The organism is Brevibacillus sp. FW301-21C12A (assembly GCF_058788915.1).
In genome coordinates this window covers 1-19,982 of the sequence record NZ_JBYTBG010000022.1, presented here as the reverse complement: position 1 = coordinate 19,982, position 19,982 = coordinate 1, and the positions used below count along the sequence as shown (strand labels likewise).

Genomic DNA, 19,982 nt, shown 5'->3' with positions numbered 1-19,982 from the left:
GTCAAAAAAACCGGCTCCGTATGCGAAAGCCGGTTTTCTTGTCGTTTGGATGGCGCGACCTGTTTTTCCTATTTGTTGTAGACGACCTTGCCGCCGATGACGGTCATCACGACCTTTGTGTCGAGCAGCTCATCCGGGTCGATGGCAAACAAATCGCGGGAGTAAACCGTCATGTCCGCGTATTTGCCGCGCGACAGCGTTCCTTTTACGTGGTCTTCGTTGGTGACTTGCGCTCCGCCCAGCGTAAACAGATGGAGCGCTTCCTCCATCGTCAGCTTTTCCTGCGGGAGATAGCCGTCGTGCATCTCGCCCGGAGCCTTGCGCGTCACGGCGGCATGGATGCCGAGCAGCGGGTTGATCGGCTCGACTGGCGTGTCGGAGCCTGCCGCGCATATAATCCCTTGTTTCATCATCGTTTTCCAGATGTACGAATGCTGGATGCGTTCCTCTCCCACCCGGTCGATGACCCACGGGAAGTCTCCGGCGAGAAAACGCGGCTGGATGTCGGCGATCCGGTTAGGATGGTTCAGCCGCGCCAGCAAGTCCGGGCGCAAAATCTGCGTGTGAATCAGCCGGTCGCGATAGGCTACAGCCGGGAACTGGTCGAGGCTGTCGAGTACCATTTCCAGCGCCTTGTCGCCAATCGTATGTACGGCAATCGGCATCCCCAGCTCGCGGGCTTGCCGCACCAGCTCGGTCAGCTCCTCCTGCTCGTGCACGGGATAGCCGCTCGTCGTCGGATCGTCCGCATACGGCGCGGACAAGTAAGCGGTTCTGCGGCCCAATGCCCCGTCCGCAAAAATTTTCACCGCGCCAATCTGCACGTGGCTATTGCCGGAGCCTGCCGTCATGTTCAAATCACGCAGTTCGTGCATGTGCGGGTAGTAGACCAGCAAATGGCTGCGCAGTCCAAGCCCCTCCCCGTTGACCAGCTCGTCGTACAGCCGGTACGTTTGCGCCAGCCCGTTCAGCTCGCGCAAGTCTTCGGTATGCGCCCCTGTCAGGCCGTGCTCCATCGCGTAGCGAATCGAGCTGCGCAAGCTGTTTTTCAGCGTCTCGTAGCCAGGCTTGGGGATGTGCTTCGTAATCAGGTTGGACGCCGTCTCCAAGAGCATGCCTGTCGGTTTTCCTGTGGCCGAATCGCGCACGATCACGCCCCCGGCCGGAACCTCGATGTCCGGGTGGTAGCCGCACAGCTCCAATGCCCGGGAATTGACCAGGTTCGCATGTCCACAAATGCGCGGCAAGAAAATCGGGCAATGCGGCGCTACTGCGTCCAGCTCCTCGATCGTCGGGATGCCGCCGCCGTCGACAAACAGGTTCTCATCCCAGCCAAAGCCTTGTACCCATTCGTTCGCGGCAGTTTGCTCCGCCTTTTGTCTGATGAGGGACAACATCTCGTCCTTGGAGCACGCTGTCCGCAAATCTAGCTGCAAAAAGGTCAGTCCGAGCCAGCCGAGATGCAGGTGACTGTCAATCAGACCCGGCGTTGCCGTGCAGCCATGCAAGTCAATCACCTGCGCATCGCTTCGCCCGTATTGCAGCAGCATGTCCGCGTCGCTGCCCAGATCGTGGACCAGCCCGTCCCGCACGACAACAGCCTCCACAAACAAATGTCTCGAATCTCCCGTGTAGATGCGGCCGTTTTTGAAAATGGTCGTCGCCATGTTGGTTCCCCCTTGTGAATTGCGATCCTTCGCTATCCCCTCTCCTTATTTGTTTGCCAATCACCTTTTTCCTTCCTATTCTGAAAAAAACTTCGGCTTTCTGCTTCCTGGGCCGCCAATAGCTGAAAGCCTTTTCTAAATCAAGGAAAATCTGGTACTTGCTTTGCATCCTGTTGAAAGCTTGCCAGGTGGGGCACGTTATGTTCATGGCCCACTAACGAAGCGGGGTGATCGTATGCAGCAAAAAACGAAGAACCGCCTTTCTGCTCTTTTCCAGCCGCAGAACAACAGCTTTGCGAAATCGGCGGGCACCGCTTCTCCCGAGCAGCACAAGCCGGGGGAGCTGGACAGCCAGGCCCGGCTCCTGCTGCTGGTGAACGGACTGTTCATCGCCGCAGGCTCGCTCTCCGGCACGTTCGTGAACGTCTATTTATGGAAGGTAAAAAGCCAGTTTGCCCCTATCGCCTGGTTCACATTTGCTACCCATCTGGCTGGCGCCCTGACCTTTTGGATCGCGGGCGCCTACGTCAAACGGTTCAACAAAATGAACATCTTGCGGGCAGGGATGGCAGGCTCGGCGCTTTTTTACATGCTCGTGCTGCTGGCAGGTCCTTTAGCCGTCTCGTACGCTGTCCCGCTCGGGCTGGTGCAAGGGATGGCGGTCGGCTTTTTTTGGCTTGCCTTCAATGTCGTCTACTTCGAGATTACCGGACCGGACAACCGCGACCGTTTCAACGGCTGGGCAGGCTTGCTCGCTTCTGTCGGCGGCATGCTTGCTCCGTGGCTGTCGGGCTGGCTCATTTCCCGGCTGCCTGGCAGCAGTGGCTACCGCCTGATCTTCGCCCTCTCGCTCGCTTTGTTTGTCGTCGGCGGCATCATCAGCTTTTTTCTGAAAAAGCGCCAATCGGAAGGGTTGTACGCCTGGGGCTTCTCCTTTCGCTGTCTGCGCGAACAGCCGGAGTGGCGCTGGGCTGCCGCCGCACTGGCCGCGCAAGGGATGCGCGAGGGCGTGTTCGGCTTCATCATCGGGCTGTTCGTGTACATTGCCACCAAAAGCGAGATGACGCTCGGCAACTTCTGGCTGATTACATCGGCGGTCGGGCTGTGCAGCTACTATGCTGCGGCCAAATGGTACGCTCCGCGCTACCGCAAATGGGGCATGCTCATCGGAGCGATCGTGATGTCCGGCATCTTGCTCCTATTTTTCTGGCAGGTGAGCTATGTGACGCTGCTCGCTTTCGGAATCGCCGTCTCGATCGCCTACCCGCTGTTTTCGATGCCGATGATCTCGACTGTCTTTGACTTGATCGGCACCAATGAACAAAGTGCGCGCAACCGGGTCGAATACGTCGTCCTGCGCGAGTTCGCGCTCGATGTCGGCAGGCTGCTGGGAATCTCGCTGTTTTTGTTGGTTACCTCGTTCAGCGTCTCTGCGCTCACGCTGAACTGGCTCGTATTCGCCATCGGCACAGGACCGCTGATCGCCTGGCTGTGCATGACCAGACTGTTTTCTGCGGCAAACGCAAAGCAGAGCCGCGCGTAGCCCCGGCTCCTGGCAAAAAGCACGGGGCTGTTGATTCGCAAAGTTTTTACTTAGCACGCTGACCAGCCATTGGTATAATGAACCAAAGGGCAGTCGATCTCCACGGTTATCGCCCGTGAGATCAACTGCCCTTTTTGGCGCGTACATAAATGGATGAAGGAGAGAAACCGTGAAAGTCAAACGCATTTTATTCATCCTCGCGTTTTTGCTCGGCCTCGGCTACTTCGGCCTGTTTGCCGAGCAGCAGGGCGTCCCGACCGACAGCGCTGCGACGCAGGCGGATGTCATTTTGCATTTTCCCCGCGAACGGTATCCCGAGACGGCGCAGCACATTCGCTCCGCCATCGAAAAAGGCCAGCCTGCCGTCTGTACCATCGACCGCAAAGCGGCGGACAAGCATCGCGAGGAATCGCTTTCCGGCATTCCGACGAAGCGCGGCTACGATCGGGACGAGTGGCCGATGGCGATGTGCAAGGAAGGCGGCAAGGGCGCCGATATCGCTTACGTCTCCCCTTCCGACAACCGCGGAGCAGGCTCGTGGATTGCCAACCAGCTTGAGGATTACCCGGACGGCACCCGCGTGCAGATTGTCATTGACGATCAGCCCGCGCATTAGAAAACGCGGCTGCGCCTCGCTTTTTGGCGCCCGAGAAAAACCCGCCTGGACGACGTGTGCCAGGCGGGTTTTGTCTTTTCCCGTTCAGGAAGAAATGCGCCAGCCGCTCGACTCCTGCTGCAGCCGCCACAACCTGGCATACAGACCTTGCCGCTCAACCAGCTCGTCGTGCGTCCCTGCTTCGACGACGCGGCCTTTGTCCAGCACGTAGATGTTGTCGGCGTGACGAATCGTTTTCAGCCGATGCGCAATCGCAATCACGGTTCGGCCCTCAATCAGCGTATCAATCGCTTTTTGAATCTGCGCTTCGTTTTCCGGATCGAGCGAGGCAGTCGCCTCATCCAGCAGGACGATTGGCGCATTTTTCAGAATCGCCCGCGCGATGGAAATTCGTTGCTTTTCCCCGCCGGACAGCGTGCTGCCGCCCTCGCCTACCATCGTCTCGTAGCCGTTCGGAAGCTGCACGATGAAGTCGTGGCAGCACGCTTGCCTGGCCGCCGCTTCGATCTCCTCCTGCGTCGCGTCCCTTTTTCCGAAGCGAATGTTGTTGGCAATCGTGTCCTGGAACAAATAGACGTCCTGAAACACCATGGATATGCGGGACAGGAGCGCCTCCGGGTCCATGCTCGCCAGCGGCTTTTGCCCCAGCAGCACCTGGCCCTCAGTCGGGTCGTAAAAGCGGGCGATCAGGCGCAGCACCGTGCTTTTTCCGCTGCCGGACGGCCCGACCAAAGCTGTAAACGAGCCGGTTGGCATGCGCATGCTGACGTTGTTCAGCGCCATGTTTTCGTTGTACCCGAACGAGACACGTTCGAGCGTCACGTCGTTTTCCTCCGGCGGCTGCAGCTCGCCTGGCATGATCGGCTCCCCCAGCAGTTGCACAATCCGCTCCCCGGCCTGCTCGTGGTAACGAAATTCGGCATAGTTGACAAGCGCGGTAGTCAACGGGTCGAAAATGCGCGTGCCGACCAGAAGGAATAGGACGAATGTAATCAGGTCGAGGCTGCCTCCCACCAGCAAGTACACTCCTGTCATGACCATGAGCGTGAGTCCGGCCCGGATGAAGGCGATAGCACAGAGCACAATCGGGCCGAGCAAGCCTTCGATGCGAATGCTTTGCCGCATGAACTCGCGAAACGACCGCTCCAGCCGCACGAAGCGCTCACCCGTCAAGTTGTACGCCTTGATGACGCGGATGCCGTTCAAATATTCCTGCAAGCGGTTGGCTGCGTCGATTTTGGCCCGCATATGCTGGGCGCCCAGCTTTCGCTGCAGCCCGGACGTCGCGAGCACGAGCAGGATCGCGACTGGAAAGGCAGCAAACAAGGCCAGCGCCATGCGCCAGTCGATAAAGGACAGCCCGGTAATGGCGATGACAGGCATGAGCAGCGCCCCGATCATTTGCGGCACGAGGTGGGAAATCCCGTGCTCGACCATCGTGAAATCGCCCATCATCATGTTCGCCAAATCGCCCGGGTCGCGTTTGTTCAAATAGCCGAGCGACAGCTTGCGCAAATGCTCGGCGAGCCTGGCCCGCCCTTCTGCCGCCACGCTGTAGGCACCGCGAAACTGCGTGCGGTAAGCGGGCATCTCCGCCGCAAACAAAAGCAATAGCGAGACGACGAGCCAAACGCATACCCACCATTGCCTCGTCGTGTCAAGCGGCGCGTCCGGATGGACAAACGGCTCGAAAACCAGGCGCGTCGCCTCGACCAGCAAGGCAAACGGCACAATGCTTGCGAGGTTGGCCAGCGTCGTATAGATAACCGGCTTTAGCAGCGCCCGCGGTTTACCGGCTGTAATATTGCTGAGCATGCTCATCGGTATCCACCCTCCCTCTCTGTTTCCCGATCTGCCAGTTCTGGGCATCTGTGTACGCCGCCCACATCCGCGCGTACAAGCCGTTTGCCTGAAGCAGCGCTTCGTGCCGTCCTTGCTCGACGACCTTGCCTTTTTGCATGACCAAAATCTGGTCGGCCTCGCGGATCGTCGACAGACGGTGCGCAATGACGATGACGGTTTTGCCTTTTACCAGCTCGGCCAGCGCCAACTGCATTTCGTACTCGTTTTCCGGGTCGGCAAAAGCGGTCGCTTCATCGAGCACGAGAATCGGAGCGTTTTTCAAAATCGCCCGGGCTACCGCCACGCGCTGCTCCTCTCCTCCCGACAAATAGACGCCGTCTTCCCCGATCAGCGTGTCGTAGCCTTGCGGGAGCTTTTGAATAAACGCGTGGCACTGCGCGGCCTTGGCTGCGGTATAGACCGCCTCGGGCGCCGCGTCCGGCATCCCGACCGCGATGTTGTTGTACACCGTGTCGTAAAACAAAAACGTCTCCTGGAACACAAACGCGACGGTATTCATCAAATCAGAGCTGGACATTTCCCGAGTGTCTACGCCGCCGATGCGGATTGCCCCTTCCTGCACATCCCAAAAGCGCGGGATGAGGTTCGCCACCGTAGACTTGCCTGCCCCGGACGGACCGACGAGCGCCGTCACCTGCCCGTGGCGAGCGAGAAAGGACACGCGGGAAAGAGCTTCTTTGCCTGCCTCGCCCTCCGTGGAGTAAGCAAACGAGACGTCGTCAAACTGCACATCAAAATGCTCGGGCTGCCTGGAAGCAAGCGGCTCGGCGACAGGCGGCTCGGCGAAAATCCGATCCATCCGCTCCACCCCTTCGCCAATGTCGCGCAAAGTCGAGGTCAAAAACATGATCTTGAACATCGGCGCGGAAATGCCGGGCGCCATGACGAGGAAAAAGAGCAGGACAGACGCAAAAGCGACGTTTTGCGGGTCGCGGCTCAACAAAAACACGCCCACAGGCAAAATGAAGGCGGCGAACGAGCCCAAAATCACCTTGAACGTCAAATAGCCGGTTTGAAAAGCGTTCGTATGCTTGACACAGTAGTCTCGATACGCAATCATGTCCGCGTAAAAACGCCGAAAAGAGTGAACGGTTTGCCCGAACACTTTAATCGCCGGCATGCCACGCACGTACTGGACGGCCGATCCGTTCATCCGCTCCAGCGAGTCGTAGTACTTCCTGACATTTTCTTTTGTTCTCGTACTGGCAAACGACAGGACCTGCACCAGCAGCGCGAGGACGATTGGCACTACGCAGGCGAGCGCCAGCCACACATTCAGGTAAAACATGACGCCGATCATCACAACCGTCGTCACGATCACCTGCACCAGATCGGGCAATTGGTGCGCGACAAACGTCTCTACTTTTTCCACGTTTTGCTCCAGCGTCTTTTTCACGGCCCCCGTCGACGTTCCGTTCAGCCAGCCCAGCGGCAGTCGGCCAATATGCGAAGCCAGCTTGACGCGCAAGCCGTACAAAATGCGAAAAGCAGCGATATGCGAAACCATCCCGCCTGCGTACATCAGAATGAGACTGCCGACCAGTCCGGCCAGCGCGCTCACTCCCCAGCGGACCATGTACGCCCCGTCGGCATTCGCCGGAGCCGAGGCATGGAGCAATAGCTCCTGCAAAATAAAATAGACGGATGCGTAAGGAATCAGCATGCAGATCGCGCTCAAGGACGACAAAATCCCCGAGACAACCAGCAGGCTGCGTTTTTCGTCTGCGATTTCCAACAGACGAAGCACTCCTTTTTTCTCGCTCATCCTACTCCACTCCTTTCCAGCGAAGTTATGCGGCCTGCTTTTTTGGCAAGCAAGCAGGCCTATGCAAACATTTTGAGAAACGAGATGTCCCCGAGCAAACCGGATGCGGCAAGCCCGACAACCAGCAGCCCGGACAACAGCCAGTGCAGCAGGATAAACTGCCAGTCTGCCCGGTGAAATTCACTTTTCTGCTTTTTGCCGCTGGTCGGCAAGCCCGACTTCGCGCAAGGCCCGCGTGATGCGCTGCTCCATCTCTGCCCGCTCCAGGCACAGGTTTTCCAGACCGAACGCCACCTCGTCCTCCACCGTAAACGCAACCAGTTGGGCTTCCGGGTCCTGAAACACCATCCCGACGTGCATCGCCAGCTCGCCTACTGTCGCCTCCCGCGTGTTTCGCCCGGCGACCCGGACCTCGCCGTCATAGCTGCCTTGGAGCGCGTGGGGAATCAAGCCGTTCAGCGCGAGAACCAGCGTGCTTTTGCCCGCGCCCGATGCTCCTATGACGAGCAGCAGCTCGCCTGTTTGCACGCGAAAAGTCACGTTGCGGATGACAAGCTGCTCCGCGTCGTCGTAGCCAAAGCAGACATTCCGCGCTTCCAGTACGCCGCTTACCATCGGCTACCGTCCTGTCCGGTTCGCCAGGTTCACGCGATAGTCCGCGAGCAAGCCTGCCTGCAAAAGCGCGTGGCACAACGCCCGGGAGAGCCATGCCGCCAGCATGTAAACGTAATTCACGCCAATGATGACGATGGCAAAGACGACACCGAGCAGTCCTGCCATCAGCAGGTCCTTTGTCCTCCAATATCGCTGGACGCGTCCCGCCTTCTCCAAGCCTGTTTTCATTGGGTTCCCCTCTCTAGCGCTTGCTGCTTTCTGTTTTCCCTCTTCATCATAAGGGGAAGGCCCTGGCCTTTACCGCCATTTCACGGAGAGACGCTGCCCCTGGACGGAGAAATTGCCCATTTCTCACGGTCATGCGCTGACGGTGAGTTGCGCGCAACGCAAGCAGTCGGCCCTGTTTTTCGGGGCAAAACGCCGCGCCCCATTCACTAGAACACTGGGCTGCGAGCTTTTCGTCCCCAAATGGCAAAGGACACAAGTCTCGCTTTCTCCCTTTGTTCGCAGCCTCGCGATGTCGCCCTTATACTGCTCAGAATCTTCTCCCTTCTTGTCTGTACAAAAAAGACGCCCTGCAACATGCAACAGAGCGCCTTTCTCGCTGGTTTATCGTTTCTCGACCCGTTTGCCGTACAGCTCGGGTTGATGCCGTACGTTTTGCGAAAAATCGAGGCAAAATGGCTGAAATTGCTGTAGCCCACGAGCAACGCCGCCTCGCTGACGCTGATCCGCTCTCTTTCCAGGAGCAGCTTGGCCTTTTCCAGCCGACTCCGTAAACTGTGAAAATTCGGCTTGAATACGCATCTGTCCCATCCTCTTTTTAGTCCGGCATGTATGGTAAGCGAACAACCGTCGCTGGCTTGCACATTTTCTTCCATTATATTGATTTTGATTCTCATTATCAATGAAATTCGCTTCTTTGCCACTAATCGGCATGCACAAAAAAACCTTTGCCGCCCAGAAATTCACCGGGCAGAAAAGGTTTCGTCCGTTCGCTTTACAATTACGCAGTCGTTGTTTTTTCTTTTGGCTTGGTCACGATGTGGTGACCGAGCGGCAAACCGCGCTGTTCCAGCTCATCCGCTGTCACAATGTGGAGCGTTTCGCTCTTACAGGGCATGGGCATCAATCCGCCCAAAGGGCTCATTACCCGTCCGATCGTGTCCGTCTCGATAAGCACGTACAAGCCTTTTTCCTCCAACTGCTGAATAAAATCCCCCCAACGTTTGGAAGTAATTTGATCGGCATGCTTGGTGAACATGACACCCATTTCTTGTGCTAGCATGTAAAATCTCCTTTGTCCTATCCATCAGATATCTGCTTCAAAAAAGATATCCTAACAATACAGGGAAACAGTCCGTTCTGGCAAAAAGCGTTTCGGCCAAAAAAAGACGAAAAACGGTTGTTTTTGACCGCTTTTCGTTTCAGGAATCCCGCATCTTCTTCACACACACCGTTTCAGCGCGGCACGCTGTTTTTTGCGGCTTGCCTTTTTGCCAAGAGCCCTTTTTTGCTTCATTGATAGCTGATCGCCTGTTTGCCCAGCGCTGTCCAGCTCGACTCCAAAGCCTTGTGCGCGACCTTCTGCTGCTTTGCTCCCGTAAGCGGATCGTTGACGTACGCGTAAGTCTCGTCATAGCCCACCAGCAAGACAGCGTGCTCGTCAAAAGGAGCTACCACTTTTTTCCCGTCCTTGTACCAGCTCTCCCACTCGGTAGGCAGTTGAAAATCTCCGGTCGCCCAGATCACGACCGGACGCCCCGCTGCCACCTGGTCCAAAAGCGCCTGGTAGGATGCCCCGGTCAAATTGACCGTCCGCTCGCCCATGTAGCGGCGCAGCAGCTTTTCCAGCGGCTTGTTGTAAACGGCGAAGCCTTTGCGCACCCCTGTCATGTCGCCGACAAACCCGATGTTCGGATCTCCCCATTCCTTGATGTCCCCTTGTTCCTTCACCAACGGCTCAGGATCTTTGGGCACTTGCTCGGCCAGCACCCGTTTGTCGACGTTTTGTCCGGCATGCCTCAGCAGCATCGCCAGGCTCGTTACTTCACAGCCGTTGTGCAGCTCCGGCTTCTGGCTAATAATCGGGACATCCAGCATCATTTTGGCTGGTCGCGGTGCTTGCTGCGGCGACAGGTCGAACAGCTTCTCCTGCTGCACACGCGCGGGCGCGACAGGGTCACGTGCCGGGTCCGCCTGTTCCTGCGGAAGTGTGCAGCCCGCCAGCATGGCAAACGCGGCTGCCCATGTAATGTTCCTTGCCCAACTCAACGTTCACGCCACTCCTTTGTCTTTTACCCACAGGGTGGCCCGGCCAGACAGTCGCGCATGAATGGTTAGTTTTAGAAAGGCGCTGCCAGCTCCGCATGCAGCAAGCGGGCAAACGAAAGCCAGTGCATCTCGGAGCCGGCCCGCAGCTTCAATCGCCGCGCTGCCTGATCTATGTGCACGACCTGTGCCGACAAGCGGCGCGGCGCCTGCCCGTCATAGTACGTCAACGTCAAAACGCTCTTTGTCTGGAACGCCTGCCACACCAGCTCGCTTAGCGCTCCCAGTTGCTCCTGGTCCAGCTCGGGCGGCACGTAGCGGCGCTCCTCTTCCTTCATGCGCACGTACATTTCCCGATGCTCCGGCAACACAAACCGGCTCGAGACGAACAAATTTTCCTTTTTGGATACGCGTGTCTCTCTCATGCTCGCTTCTCTCCTTGGTGATGATCTCGTACCCATGCGCCGACAAGCTCCTGGCACTCGGCGCGCAACACCTCAATGATATAGCTCGCTTCCCGCAAGTACCCGCGCTGCCGGTAATGAACCACGTACGCATAATCCTCGCGGCGAGCGCTGACAATCGTGCATCCGAGTTGCCGCAAATGACGGCGCAATTGCTGATGCTTACGCTCTGCCCAGCGGGAGAGCTCCTGGAACACGTCCTGATAAGACAGCTTCAGCGGTACAACTCCCATCTGCCCCGCATCCGCCATCACCGCGTGAAACAGGATGCCAAACAAAATATATTGACGCACCAGCTCTTGCTCCCTCGCTTCTCCTGACGGCATCGGCTCTGTCACTTGTAATGCCCTCCGATCTTGCGGGCACGCTCCTTGGCCTGCCCCGCCTCCAAGGCTGAGGCCGCTCGCAAAATCGCATCCTGGCCAAAGCGCGCCCGAATGTCGTCCATCGCCTGGGCAAGCGAGCGGCGCTTGTGCGTGTCTGTAAACAAATTCAGTTGCACGATATTATCAGGCACGAGCTGCCCTAGCGTGACGCCAATGCTGCGCACAGGCCCCCCTGTCCAGTGCCGCTCAAACAGGCGACAAGCCGCTTCGTACAGCGCCATGGCGTCATTCGTCGCTTCCGCAAGCTTCATCTGGCGGCCAAAACCTTCGCCAGCCGCCAGATTCGCGCCGCGACAGCCGATGGAGAGCACCGAGCCCATCCGTTCTTTTTGCCGCGCCCGTCGGCACACTTCCTCGCACAATTCCAACAGCACGACCTTGATTTCTTTTGCCGTATGGTAATCGCGCGGCAACGTCATATGGTGGCCGATCCCTTTTTGTGTCCCGTATTCGTTCAACGAAACCGGCGAGTCGTCCAGGCCGTGCGCTGTGCGCCACAGCACCTCGCCATTCACGCCCCAGTGGCGGATGAGCACGGCGGGGCTGAGCGCAGCGAGCTGGCCGATCTGATAGACGCCCATCCGGTGAAAATGGCGCTTCATGCGCGAGCCTACCCCGAACAGTTTTTCGATGGGCAGCCGCCACAGCGTGTCGGCCAGCTCTGCCCGCTTGAGCCAAAATATCCCGCTTTCCTGCTTTTTGGCGAAGTTGTCACAGGCCATTTTCGCGAGGACCTTATTCTCTCCAATTCCGACCCGGCAGTTGACTCCCGTCTCCAGCCAGACGCGCTGCCGAATCTGGGCAGCCAGCTCCAGCGGATCGCCAAACAAGTGGACGCTGCCTGTCACATCGAGAAACTGCTCGTCGACCGAGTACGGCTCCACCTGATCGGTAAACGACTGGAAGATGCGCGTGATCTGCATCGACACCTGAAGGTAGTGCTCCATGCGCGGGCGCACTACCACGAGCTGTCGACATTTTTGTTGCGCTTGCCACAGCGCTTCTGCCGTTATCACTCCGTATGATTTCGCAATCGGACACGCGGCCAGCACCACTCCACTGCGCCGCTGCGGATCGCCGGCGACCACGATCGGCTGATTGCGCAGCGCCGGATTCGCCGCTTTTTCAATGCTGGCATAAAAGCTTTGCATATCGATCAAAAAAACAATCCGTTTGCCCGCATTAGGCATCACCATCATCCCCTGAACAAGAACTTGTGTTCCTATATGAACTTTGTTCTCATTATAGCAAACGTATGTTCGTTTTTATACCTGTCCCTCCGAAAAAAAACATGGTAATTATTTCTGCAAAGACAAGCACACGCTGGCAGGTGTTTGGCCGAGCGTGTGCGAATCCCATATGATATGTTATTTTTTGACAACCGGAATCCAGATTTCACTGCGAAACGTCGGCGATGTCGTGTCTTTGTCAGCATTCCACAGCATCTCCGGCCCTTCGGCCAGCTCGTAGCCGGAAGACAAAAACCACTCGGAGTAGATGCGCCCCCAGACGTCCTGCAGCGTATCCGGAAAAGGCCCTACGGCTTCGAAGACGGCCCACGTAGAGGCCGGGACTTCCAGCTTCGCCAGGCTCTCCGGGCAGTCCAGCGTAGTCGCCACTCCGATGTAATGGTCCAGCTCGCCGTTGTCCAGGCGGCCGTCGGAAAAGTTCGTGGATGCGCTCAACATCCCGAGCGGCTCTACATTGGAAAGCGACTTGAGCAGGCGGATCTTCTCGGCGTCGAGTGACGCCCACATGGCGGCAATCTCGGGATTCACCCCGTTGTAGATCAGCGGAACCCTTTTCTTCAAGCCGACGATGCGAAATGCCTCTTTTTCTTCCATGCGGTAATTCATGGCACTGCCTCCTTTGATGGATAGATGAAAGGTCATTCGCGGATAGGCTTTCAAGGACTGCCCGCTGGCTCTCGCTTCGCTGGGCGTCACCCCGTGCATCTGGGCAAAGGCGCGAGCGAACGAGTCAGGCGAGTTGTACCCGTACTTGACGGCGATGTCGATCACCTTCAGCTTGCTGTCTTTCAGGTCGAAAGCCGCGAGTGTAATGCGCCTGCGCCGGATGTACTCCGAGAGCGGAATGCCCGCCAAGGACGAGAACATTCTTTTGAAGTGGTATTCCGAGCAGCACGCCACCCGGGCGACTTCCTTGAAGTCGATCTCGCCAGCGAGATGTTCCTCGATGTAGTCCAAAGCTTCATTCAGCTTTTGCAGCAAATCCATGAAAACGACCTCCCTCACCACCACAGAATAGCAGACGCCAAACGAAGCCATCCGACATTTCGTGCCCGATTATGCAGGCTCGCTTCGGCTGGCATTCCTAACAAGCATACCATACCGCACCGAAAGGGATTGTTGCCCATGACCGCTTCTCCCTTGCACGCCGAAATCGGAGGCATTTTCGTCGCTGTCCGCGACATCGACGCCGCTTATCGCTTTCTGGAGGAGCTTGGCGTGGAGCTGACCAGCCCCATCCAGCACGGGCACTGGTTCACCTTCAAAGATCCCGACGGAAATGCGTTGATGGCAGCCAAATGTTAGCAAAAAAGAAGAGGTGACCCGCATGACCGTCCGCCTGCGACTGACTGTACCGACAGACCTCCCGTTCGTCTGCGACGTGGAGCAAGCGCCAGAAAATGCCCCGTTCATCCTTCCGTGGCCGGAAGAGCGCCACCGCGAGGCTTTGGATGATCCCGACATCTTGCACATGATCGCCGAGAAAACAGAAACAGGCCACCCCGTCGGCTACGTCATCATCGCCGGGCTGGCCAGTCCGCACCATTCGATTGAGCTCTTGCGCATTACGATGGCAGTAAAAAGGCACGGCTACGGCCGTCGTGTCCTGCGCCAGATTAAAGAGTGGGCTTTTCGCGAACAAAAAGCCCATCGGCTGTGGCTGGACGTCAAGGAAACAAACGGCGTAGCCCGCGCGCTCTACCTGTCCGAAGGCTTCCGCGAAGAAGGAATCTTGCGCGACTGCCTGAAAACAGGGGACACTTACGAATCGCTGGTTGTTTTATCCATGCTGGCCGACGAGTACGAAGCCTAGCGTCAGGTCTGGCCAGCCGTCACAAGCTAGAAAGCCAGCGTCCGATCCGTCATCACGTACAGCCATTTGCCGTCCGCGCTCGCTCCCAGGAGGGAAAGCCCCGCAGGAAGGCCCGACACGAGCACAGACTGCTGCTTCGTATCGGCGTCAAACAAGTACAGCGACTGCTTCAAGTCGGTTTCCTGCGCGGCTTTTTCCCATTCGGTAAACAAATAGCGGTGCGTGCCAGGCAGCCACAGGCCCTGGCCGCGCATGTCCATCAACTGCACGTTGCCCTTGAACAGCCCTGCATTCCAGTACATTTGGTACTCCCCGTCTGTCGACTGGACATACCCGGACCAGAAATCAGCCGGAACCGGGGGATGCCAGTCGATGACCTTGCCGCTCTTCCAGTCGTAGCGCTGGCGAATCTCCACAAAGCCCGCTTCCTCGCTTCTCATGGCAAACGTGGCGTAGCGGCCGTCGTCATGGAAGGAGACAGGCAGCACTTCCCCGTTGAACTCGCTCGTCGGAATCCAGCCTTTGATCGCCCCGGCAATCCGCTTCTCTGTTCCTTTTCCCAAGTCGTACACGACCAGATCCAGGTCTTTTTTCTGGTCCGCTCGCCCCACCGCCATCAGCAACTGATTCTGATCGTGGCTAAAGCTGGCTCCGTGCACATACCCTTGCACCTGGACACGGGTGACGCTGTCGCTGTTCGGAACGGTTGTTCCTTGCTCCGGCTGGGCGTAAAAGAACCCGCGCCGATCGGCAAAAAATACGCCCTCTCCGCGGTAGTTGTCTGTCAGCTCGACCGGATACGGAGTCCGCTGCTTTGTTTTCGTATCGTAAATCGAGTAGAGCATCGGATAGCGGGCGTCGCACTCGCAATACTTCGTAAAGCGGCTCTGCAGCACGTACCGTTGCTCGCGGTCGAGCAGCTCCATATTGGTCATGACGGAAAAGTCAGTCAGCTTTTCGCGCACTTTGCCGTCTACGGAAACGCGCCAAATTTGCGCAGGCGGCAGCACGACGGCGTGAAAGGCGTTGGAATCGCCGACGACCGCGCCTTTTGCCGACTTGGCTCCGGCCGCGCTAAGCACGTATTCCGTCCAGTCCCGCTCCTTTGTCTCCTGTTCCGGAAGCGTCACCAGAACTTGCAGTTGGCGGTTGCTCGCCCAATGAAAAGCGAACGCTGGCTCGATGAAGCCGAGGCCCTCTCTCGCCGCTTCTTCCTTCGCATGCTTGCGAATCGCCGCCTCTACGCTTCCCCGGTCCATCTCCTCGCGGAAAAACAGCGTGTACGCTTGCGGAGCAGCGCCGACGACTGTACGCAGTGGCGACTGCAGGCGCGGCTCCTCGTTCAGTTGAATGACCACGTCTTCTTTCATGGCCGCATAGTCAAAAGGCCGCTCCGGCTGCTTCCAGTCACTCGCTGCCTTCGTCGACGCGCTCGCTGGTGCAATCTGACCGGACGCAGCGCGCACGGCCTGCCCTGCGCCTGTTTGTTTTTCTCCCGAAGCGGCTGCAGCGGTGCTGCAGCCTGACATGACAAGCAAAGAGAAGCCCAACGCGATGCTCATTCCTCGAAGATTTCGCAAAAACACAAAACTCGCCTCTCTCCCAGTAATTTTTTCCATCCTGATAGAAGAAAGACGTTTTTCGCTGTCGTTTCGTCACGTTTTTTCGAGGGTCGTTTTGCACAAAAAAGCGAAAAGACCTCCTTCGCACACACAGGTGCGGCAAGAGGTCCCTCTCGATGCTGCCTTAATCGAACACGATGCCATCGAGTACGCCTTCGCGCTGCAAATAGTCGCGCAACCACTGGTACGCCGGGTCTCGCCAAAACGAGTCGTCGGCCACCAGCCGCGCCGTCTCCTGTCTGGCAACCTCCAGCGCCTTGTAGTCGGACAACAGGTCAGCGACTTTGAACTCGGGCAAGCCGCTCTGCTTCGTGCCGAAAAAGTCACCCGGTCCGCGCAATTCCAAATCGCGCTGCGACAGCTCAAAGCCGTCCGTCGTCTCGCACATGACGCGCATCCGCTCTTTGCCGATCTCGGACTTCGGATCGGCAATCAGGACGCAGTACGACTGCTCCGAGCCGCGCCCGACCCGCCCGCGCAACTGGTGCAACTGGGCAAGCCCGAACCGCTCCGCGTCGTAAATGACCATGTAGGTAGCGTTCGGCACGTTGACGCCGACCTCGACCACCGTCGTCGAGACGAGAACGGCGTGCTCCCCGGCGAGAAAAGCTTGCATCACCGCATCTTTTTCCTTCGCAGGCAGGCGGCCGTGCATGAGCCCGACGCCGAACTCCGGGAAGACGTGGGAAAGCTGCGCGTGAACATCAATCGCGTTTTGCACGTCGAGCTTTTCCGATTCTTCGATGAGCGCGCAAATGACGTACGCCTGCCGCCCTTTGCGCAGCTCGTTGCGCATTTGCTCGAGGACAGCCGGGAACTGGTCGTGCTTTTTCCACGTCGTCTCAATCGGCTTGCGGCCTGCCGGCATCTGGTCGATCGTCGAGACGTCCATATCGCCAAACGCCGTAATCGCCAACGTGCGGGGAATCGGCGTGGCGGTCATGAACAGGACGTCGGGAGTGAGTCCCTTGTTGCGCAAAATGCGCCGCTGCTCGACGCCGAAGCGGTGCTGCTCGTCTGTAATCACCAGTCCCAGCCGCGAAAAGAACACGTCCTCCTGAATGAGCGCGTGCGTCCCCACGACGACGTCGATCAGCCCCATTTGCAGCGAGCCGATGACCTCCCGTCTGCGCTTGGCCGTCAAGGAACCGGACAGCAAGGCGACCTCGATGCCGTAGTCCGCCAACAGCTTCGTCAGCGACTGCACATGCTGCTCGGCGAGAATCTCGGTCGGCACCATCAATGCTCCCTGATAGCCAGCCTTCACGGCAGCCAAAAGCGCAATCGCAGCCACTACGGTTTTCCCTGAGCCGACGTCTCCCTGCAACAGCCGATTCATCGCATGCGGGGCGCGCATGTCGTCCAGTATTTCCTTGACGACCCGCTTTTGCGCATCGGTCAGCGGAAACGGCAGCCCTTTGACAAACTGCCGCACCTCGTCCATCGGAATGGCGAGGGCCACGCCTTCCGACTGCTGCCGATTGATGCGGCGCAGCGTCTGGATTTTCAACTGAAATAAAAACAGTTCCTCGAACATGATCCGGCGCCGCGCCTGCCGCCCGTCCTCGGCGTTTTCCGGAAAGTGAATCGAATGAAACGCCGCCACGCGCGGCATCAGCCGGTAGCGTTCCACGATATCCGGCGGCAAAATTTCCGGAATGTCCTTGCCGTATTGCCGCAGCGCCTGCTGGATCGACTTGCGCAGCAGCGTGTGCGTCATATCGCCGCCAAGCGGATAGACCGGAGCCAGCTCGCCGCGTTTGGTCGCCCGCTCCGAATCGACCTCGGTCATCTCGCTGACCGTAATCTGGAGCTTGTGCTTGTCCCATTTTCCGGTCACGAGAATTTCCTTGCCGGGCGATAGCCTGCTTTTCACAAACGTCTGGTTGAACCAGACCGCCGTCACCACTACGCGATCCATGACCATTTTGACGGAGAGGCGCGATTTTCGTTTTCCATAAAAACGAACAGAGGGTTCGCCGTACACCGTGCCCGCCAGCGTGACCCTCTCTCCGTCTTTTACTTCTGTCAAATCGCGCACGCGGTAGTCTTCATAGCGGGAAGGAAAGTACTCCAGCAAGTCGCCGATGCTGTGAATTCCGAGTCCCGCAAATGCCTTCGCCCGTTCCTCCCCTACCCCGTGCAAAAGGGAGACAGGCGACTGATACACCCCGGCCATTTACTTCTCCAGCCGTACGCCGAATACTTTCGCTTCGATCATACGGCCCGTCTGGGTAGCCGCCAGTCCGCCCTGCGCCGTTTCCTTGAGCGCAGTCGGCATGGAGCAGCCAATCCGATACATCGCGTCAATCACTTCGTCTGTCGGGATCACGCTCTTGATGCCCGCCAGCGCCATGTCGGCTGCGACTGTCGCAATCGCGGCTCCCATCGCATTTCGTTTGACACACGGCACTTCCACCAGTCCGGCTACGGGGTCACAGACCAGACCGAGCATATTTTTCAGCGCAATCGCGACTGCCTGCGCGGATTCCTCCGGGGTACCCCCCGCCATCTCGACAATCGCGGCCGCCGCCATCGCTGTCGCCGAGCCGACCTCTGCCTGGCAGCCGCCCGCAGCGCCGGAGATGAACGCGTTATTGGCGATGCAATAGCCAATCGCGCCTGCGGTGAACAAGTAGTTGACCATCTGCTCGCGCGTCGGCTTCAGCTTGTCCGAGACAGCAAACAGCGTTCCCGGCACAATCCCACAGGCACCTGCTGTCGGCGTCGCCACGATCGTTCCCATCGCCGCGTTTACTTCGTTGACCGCAACCGACATCGAAACGGCGTTGAGCAGCGTCGGGCCGGACAGGAAAGGCTTGTTCTTCATATAGTCTTGCAGCTTTTTCGCATCGCCGCCCGTCAGTCCGCTATGGGAGCGAATGTCTTCGGTAAGCCCGCGATGCACGGCTTTTTCCATCACGTCAAGATTGGCGTACATATCTTGCATAATCGCGTCTTTCGTCCGCTGGGACACTTCCATTTCCGCTTCAATCATCACCTGGGAGATTTTTTTGCCCTGGGATTCGGCCAATTCTACCAGTTCAGCTACGTTACGAAACATCTGGTTGATTCACTCCTCTGCTCCTGCTTTTTTCGCGCATCTGGCTGAAAGACAAGCTAGAGCGAAAGCAGGGAAACATCAAAAATATGGGGGATCTGACGAATTTTCTCCAGCACTTCCGGGGATACCGTCGAGTCCGTCTCAATCGCCATCAAGGCCCGCGAGCCGCGCTCGTGCCTGGACACTTCCATGAACCCGACATTGATCCGATGCTCCGTCAGCACTTTGGCCACGGCAGCAATCATCCCGAAACGGTCTTCATGCAAAACGAGGAGCGTCGGCGTATCGAAGCCGAGCTGGAACGAAAATCCGTTTAACTCCAGCACCTCGATCTTTCCGCCGCCGATCGACACGCCGACCAGTTCCACCTGTTTTTGATCGTCGGACAGCCTGATCCGTGCCGTGTTCGGATGCTCGGTCAACACGTCCGATGTCGTCAGCACCACTTCGATTCCTGCTTGTTCCGCAAGCGAGAGCGAGTGCTTCAGGCGCAAATCGGACGTATCGAAGTCGAGAATCCCGGCCACCGTTGCCACGTCGGAGCCATGACCCTGATACGTTTTCGCAAATGAGCCGTAAAAAGTAATGTCTGCCCGCTTAGGCTGCCGTCCGAACAGCTTGCGTGCCACCCGGCCAATCCGGGCAGCGCCAGCCGTATGGGAGCTGGATGGTCCAACCATGATCGGGCCGATGATATCAAATACGCTTTTGTACTTCAACCGGTTCTCCTCCTGAATGACAAAGGGGTTCAACAAGATTCACTCTCATTGTATCCTACAGGCTGTCAAAGCGCCACATGGGAAAGTGTAGCGTATGTTTGGCCGCCTCTGTTGCGGTCGTCCCTCTTTTTGAAACCATTTCCTCCCCATACCGTACCTATTCCTATAGGGGGAATTGGTGTGGCTGTGATCGAAATTCTTTTTTTATGTCCTGTTTCACTAGCGTTGCATTAATCTTTTCATACCAGAGCATTTTGCAGAAATCTGAGCCCTTGAGACACAAGGATTTCTAGGGATAAAAAAGGGACTTCACCCCAATTTGGA

21 protein-coding genes are annotated in these 19,982 nt (G+C 57.7%); 4 read left to right on the top strand and 17 right to left on the bottom strand.

Translation table 11 applies throughout. The features are described 5' to 3' along the window. Nucleotides 1–68 precede the first annotated feature (68 nt). On the bottom strand, nucleotides 69–1,667 hold the full coding sequence (locus AC3WQH_RS14790; protein WP_327990583.1) for an amidohydrolase: 1,599 nt from the start codon (nucleotides 1,665–1,667) through the stop codon (nucleotides 69–71). Between the two features lie 235 nt (nucleotides 1,668–1,902). On the opposite strand from AC3WQH_RS14790, the gene AC3WQH_RS14785 reads away from it, so the two are divergent. Together AC3WQH_RS14785 and AC3WQH_RS14780 are read left to right on the top strand one after the other, a co-directional pair. Continuing rightward, complete coding sequence (locus AC3WQH_RS14785; RefSeq protein ID WP_005831067.1) at nucleotides 1,903–3,210, top strand: MFS transporter; 1,308 nt, start codon at nucleotides 1,903–1,905, stop codon at nucleotides 3,208–3,210. A 169-nt stretch (nucleotides 3,211–3,379) separates the two neighbouring features. Then, complete coding sequence (locus AC3WQH_RS14780) at nucleotides 3,380–3,826, top strand: NucA/NucB deoxyribonuclease domain-containing protein (RefSeq protein ID WP_007779117.1); 447 nt, start codon at nucleotides 3,380–3,382, stop codon at nucleotides 3,824–3,826. Nucleotides 3,827–3,910: 84 nt separating this feature from the next. On the opposite strand, the gene AC3WQH_RS14775 is transcribed toward AC3WQH_RS14780, so the two are convergent. From AC3WQH_RS14775 to AC3WQH_RS14720, 12 genes are all read right to left on the bottom strand, one after another. Beyond that, entirely contained in the window at nucleotides 3,911–5,647 is a 1,737-nt protein-coding gene (locus tag AC3WQH_RS14775; RefSeq protein WP_492332116.1) for an ABC transporter ATP-binding protein, read from the bottom strand. Further along, complete coding sequence (locus AC3WQH_RS14770) at nucleotides 5,616–7,454, bottom strand: ABC transporter ATP-binding protein (protein WP_492332115.1); 1,839 nt, start codon at nucleotides 7,452–7,454, stop codon at nucleotides 5,616–5,618. The genes AC3WQH_RS14775 and AC3WQH_RS14770 overlap by 32 nt, the downstream gene beginning before the upstream one ends. A 59-nt stretch (nucleotides 7,455–7,513) precedes the next feature. After that, a complete protein-coding gene (locus tag AC3WQH_RS14765; protein WP_155808594.1) occupies nucleotides 7,514–7,666 on the bottom strand; it encodes a hypothetical protein in 153 nt (50 codons plus the stop codon). Then, a complete protein-coding gene (locus AC3WQH_RS14760) occupies nucleotides 7,635–8,069 on the bottom strand; it encodes an energy-coupling factor ABC transporter ATP-binding protein (RefSeq protein ID WP_005835936.1) in 435 nt (144 codons plus the stop codon). Before AC3WQH_RS14760 ends, AC3WQH_RS14765 begins: the two co-directional genes overlap by 32 nt. A gap of 3 nt (nucleotides 8,070–8,072) precedes the next feature. After that, nucleotides 8,073–8,297, bottom strand: coding sequence for a hypothetical protein (locus AC3WQH_RS14755; RefSeq protein WP_122952781.1), 225 nt, complete (start codon nucleotides 8,295–8,297; stop codon nucleotides 8,073–8,075). Nucleotides 8,298–8,503: 206 nt separating this feature from the next. Next, on the bottom strand, nucleotides 8,504–8,950 hold the full coding sequence (locus AC3WQH_RS14750; RefSeq protein ID WP_005835933.1) for a helix-turn-helix domain-containing protein: 447 nt from the start codon (nucleotides 8,948–8,950) through the stop codon (nucleotides 8,504–8,506). Between the two features lie 125 nt (nucleotides 8,951–9,075). Then, nucleotides 9,076–9,357 (bottom strand): hypothetical protein, encoded by a 282-nt coding sequence (locus AC3WQH_RS14745; protein WP_005835932.1) that lies wholly within the window; start codon nucleotides 9,355–9,357, stop codon nucleotides 9,076–9,078. A gap of 230 nt (nucleotides 9,358–9,587) precedes the next feature. Then, nucleotides 9,588–10,343 carry a C39 family peptidase gene (locus tag AC3WQH_RS14740; protein WP_007779137.1) on the bottom strand — a complete coding sequence of 252 codons (756 nt, stop codon included), beginning with the start codon at nucleotides 10,341–10,343 and terminating at the stop codon, nucleotides 9,588–9,590. 71 nt (nucleotides 10,344–10,414) lie between these two features. Continuing rightward, nucleotides 10,415–10,765, bottom strand: coding sequence for a YolD-like family protein (locus AC3WQH_RS14735; protein ID WP_005835928.1), 351 nt, complete (start codon nucleotides 10,763–10,765; stop codon nucleotides 10,415–10,417). Then, a complete protein-coding gene (locus AC3WQH_RS14730; protein ID WP_005835926.1) occupies nucleotides 10,762–11,142 on the bottom strand; it encodes a YhjD family protein in 381 nt (126 codons plus the stop codon). Before AC3WQH_RS14730 ends, AC3WQH_RS14735 begins: the two co-directional genes overlap by 4 nt. Beyond that, complete coding sequence (locus tag AC3WQH_RS14725) at nucleotides 11,139–12,380, bottom strand: DNA polymerase IV (protein WP_005835925.1); 1,242 nt, start codon at nucleotides 12,378–12,380, stop codon at nucleotides 11,139–11,141. Before AC3WQH_RS14725 ends, AC3WQH_RS14730 begins: the two co-directional genes overlap by 4 nt. A gap of 177 nt (nucleotides 12,381–12,557) precedes the next feature. After that, a complete protein-coding gene (locus AC3WQH_RS14720) occupies nucleotides 12,558–13,427 on the bottom strand; it encodes an AraC family transcriptional regulator (protein ID WP_025846253.1) in 870 nt (289 codons plus the stop codon). On the opposite strand from AC3WQH_RS14720, the gene AC3WQH_RS14715 reads away from it, so the two are divergent. Both AC3WQH_RS14715 and AC3WQH_RS14710 read left to right on the top strand, forming a co-directional pair. Then, nucleotides 13,377–13,745, top strand: a complete 369-nt coding sequence (locus AC3WQH_RS14715; RefSeq protein WP_327953462.1) for a VOC family protein — start codon at nucleotides 13,377–13,379, stop codon at nucleotides 13,743–13,745. The two genes, AC3WQH_RS14720 and AC3WQH_RS14715, sit on opposite strands and share 51 nt — an antisense overlap. Nucleotides 13,746–13,767: 22 nt before the next feature. After that, a complete protein-coding gene (locus tag AC3WQH_RS14710; protein ID WP_007779148.1) occupies nucleotides 13,768–14,253 on the top strand; it encodes a GNAT family N-acetyltransferase in 486 nt (161 codons plus the stop codon). A 26-nt stretch (nucleotides 14,254–14,279) separates the two neighbouring features. On the opposite strand, the gene AC3WQH_RS14705 is transcribed toward AC3WQH_RS14710, so the two are convergent. The 4 genes from AC3WQH_RS14705 to sdaAB all read right to left on the bottom strand — a co-directional run bounded on the left by AC3WQH_RS14705 (nucleotide 14,280) and on the right by sdaAB (nucleotide 19,658). Beyond that, complete coding sequence (locus AC3WQH_RS14705) at nucleotides 14,280–15,815, bottom strand: hypothetical protein (protein WP_483072772.1); 1,536 nt, start codon at nucleotides 15,813–15,815, stop codon at nucleotides 14,280–14,282. A gap of 184 nt (nucleotides 15,816–15,999) precedes the next feature. Next, a complete protein-coding gene (gene recG / locus AC3WQH_RS14700) occupies nucleotides 16,000–18,054 on the bottom strand; it encodes an ATP-dependent DNA helicase RecG (protein ID WP_483072773.1) in 2,055 nt (684 codons plus the stop codon). Further along, a complete protein-coding gene (gene sdaAA / locus AC3WQH_RS14695; protein ID WP_005835912.1) occupies nucleotides 18,055–18,939 on the bottom strand; it encodes an L-serine ammonia-lyase, iron-sulfur-dependent, subunit alpha in 885 nt (294 codons plus the stop codon). Nucleotides 18,940–18,995: 56 nt separating this feature from the next. Then, nucleotides 18,996–19,658 (bottom strand): L-serine ammonia-lyase, iron-sulfur-dependent subunit beta, encoded by a 663-nt coding sequence (gene sdaAB / locus AC3WQH_RS14690; protein ID WP_007779162.1) that lies wholly within the window; start codon nucleotides 19,656–19,658, stop codon nucleotides 18,996–18,998. Between the last annotated feature and the right edge of the window lie 324 nt (nucleotides 19,659–19,982).

What these genes read in the sequence shown, in the direction of transcription:
- AC3WQH_RS14790 (WP_327990583.1), bottom strand. Translation starts at nt 1,667, where the DNA reads ATGGCGACGACCATTTTCAAAAACGGCCGCATCTACACGGGAGATTCG.
- AC3WQH_RS14785 (WP_005831067.1), top strand. Translation starts at nt 1,903, where the DNA reads ATGCAGCAAAAAACGAAGAACCGCCTTTCTGCTCTTTTCCAGCCGCAG.
- AC3WQH_RS14775 (WP_492332116.1), bottom strand. Translation starts at nt 5,647, where the DNA reads ATGAGCATGCTCAGCAATATTACAGCCGGTAAACCGCGGGCGCTGCTA.
- AC3WQH_RS14770 (WP_492332115.1), bottom strand. Translation starts at nt 7,454, where the DNA reads ATGAGCGAGAAAAAAGGAGTGCTTCGTCTGTTGGAAATCGCAGACGAA.
- AC3WQH_RS14760 (WP_005835936.1), bottom strand. Translation starts at nt 8,069, where the DNA reads ATGGTAAGCGGCGTACTGGAAGCGCGGAATGTCTGCTTTGGCTACGAC.
- AC3WQH_RS14755 (WP_122952781.1), bottom strand. Translation starts at nt 8,297, where the DNA reads ATGAAAACAGGCTTGGAGAAGGCGGGACGCGTCCAGCGATATTGGAGG.
- AC3WQH_RS14750 (WP_005835933.1), bottom strand. Translation starts at nt 8,950, where the DNA reads ATGGAAGAAAATGTGCAAGCCAGCGACGGTTGTTCGCTTACCATACAT.
- AC3WQH_RS14745 (WP_005835932.1), bottom strand. Translation starts at nt 9,357, where the DNA reads ATGCTAGCACAAGAAATGGGTGTCATGTTCACCAAGCATGCCGATCAA.
- AC3WQH_RS14735 (WP_005835928.1), bottom strand. Translation starts at nt 10,765, where the DNA reads ATGAGAGAGACACGCGTATCCAAAAAGGAAAATTTGTTCGTCTCGAGC.
- AC3WQH_RS14725 (WP_005835925.1), bottom strand. Translation starts at nt 12,380, where the DNA reads ATGCCTAATGCGGGCAAACGGATTGTTTTTTTGATCGATATGCAAAGC.
- AC3WQH_RS14715 (WP_327953462.1), top strand. Translation starts at nt 13,377, where the DNA reads ATGTTCCTCGATGTAGTCCAAAGCTTCATTCAGCTTTTGCAGCAAATC.
- AC3WQH_RS14720 (WP_025846253.1), bottom strand. Translation starts at nt 13,427, where the DNA reads ATGGATTTGCTGCAAAAGCTGAATGAAGCTTTGGACTACATCGAGGAA.
- AC3WQH_RS14710 (WP_007779148.1), top strand. Translation starts at nt 13,768, where the DNA reads ATGACCGTCCGCCTGCGACTGACTGTACCGACAGACCTCCCGTTCGTC.
- AC3WQH_RS14705 (WP_483072772.1), bottom strand. Translation starts at nt 15,815, where the DNA reads ATGAGCATCGCGTTGGGCTTCTCTTTGCTTGTCATGTCAGGCTGCAGC.
- recG (WP_483072773.1), bottom strand. Translation starts at nt 18,054, where the DNA reads ATGGCCGGGGTGTATCAGTCGCCTGTCTCCCTTTTGCACGGGGTAGGG.
- sdaAA (WP_005835912.1), bottom strand. Translation starts at nt 18,939, where the DNA reads ATGTTTCGTAACGTAGCTGAACTGGTAGAATTGGCCGAATCCCAGGGC.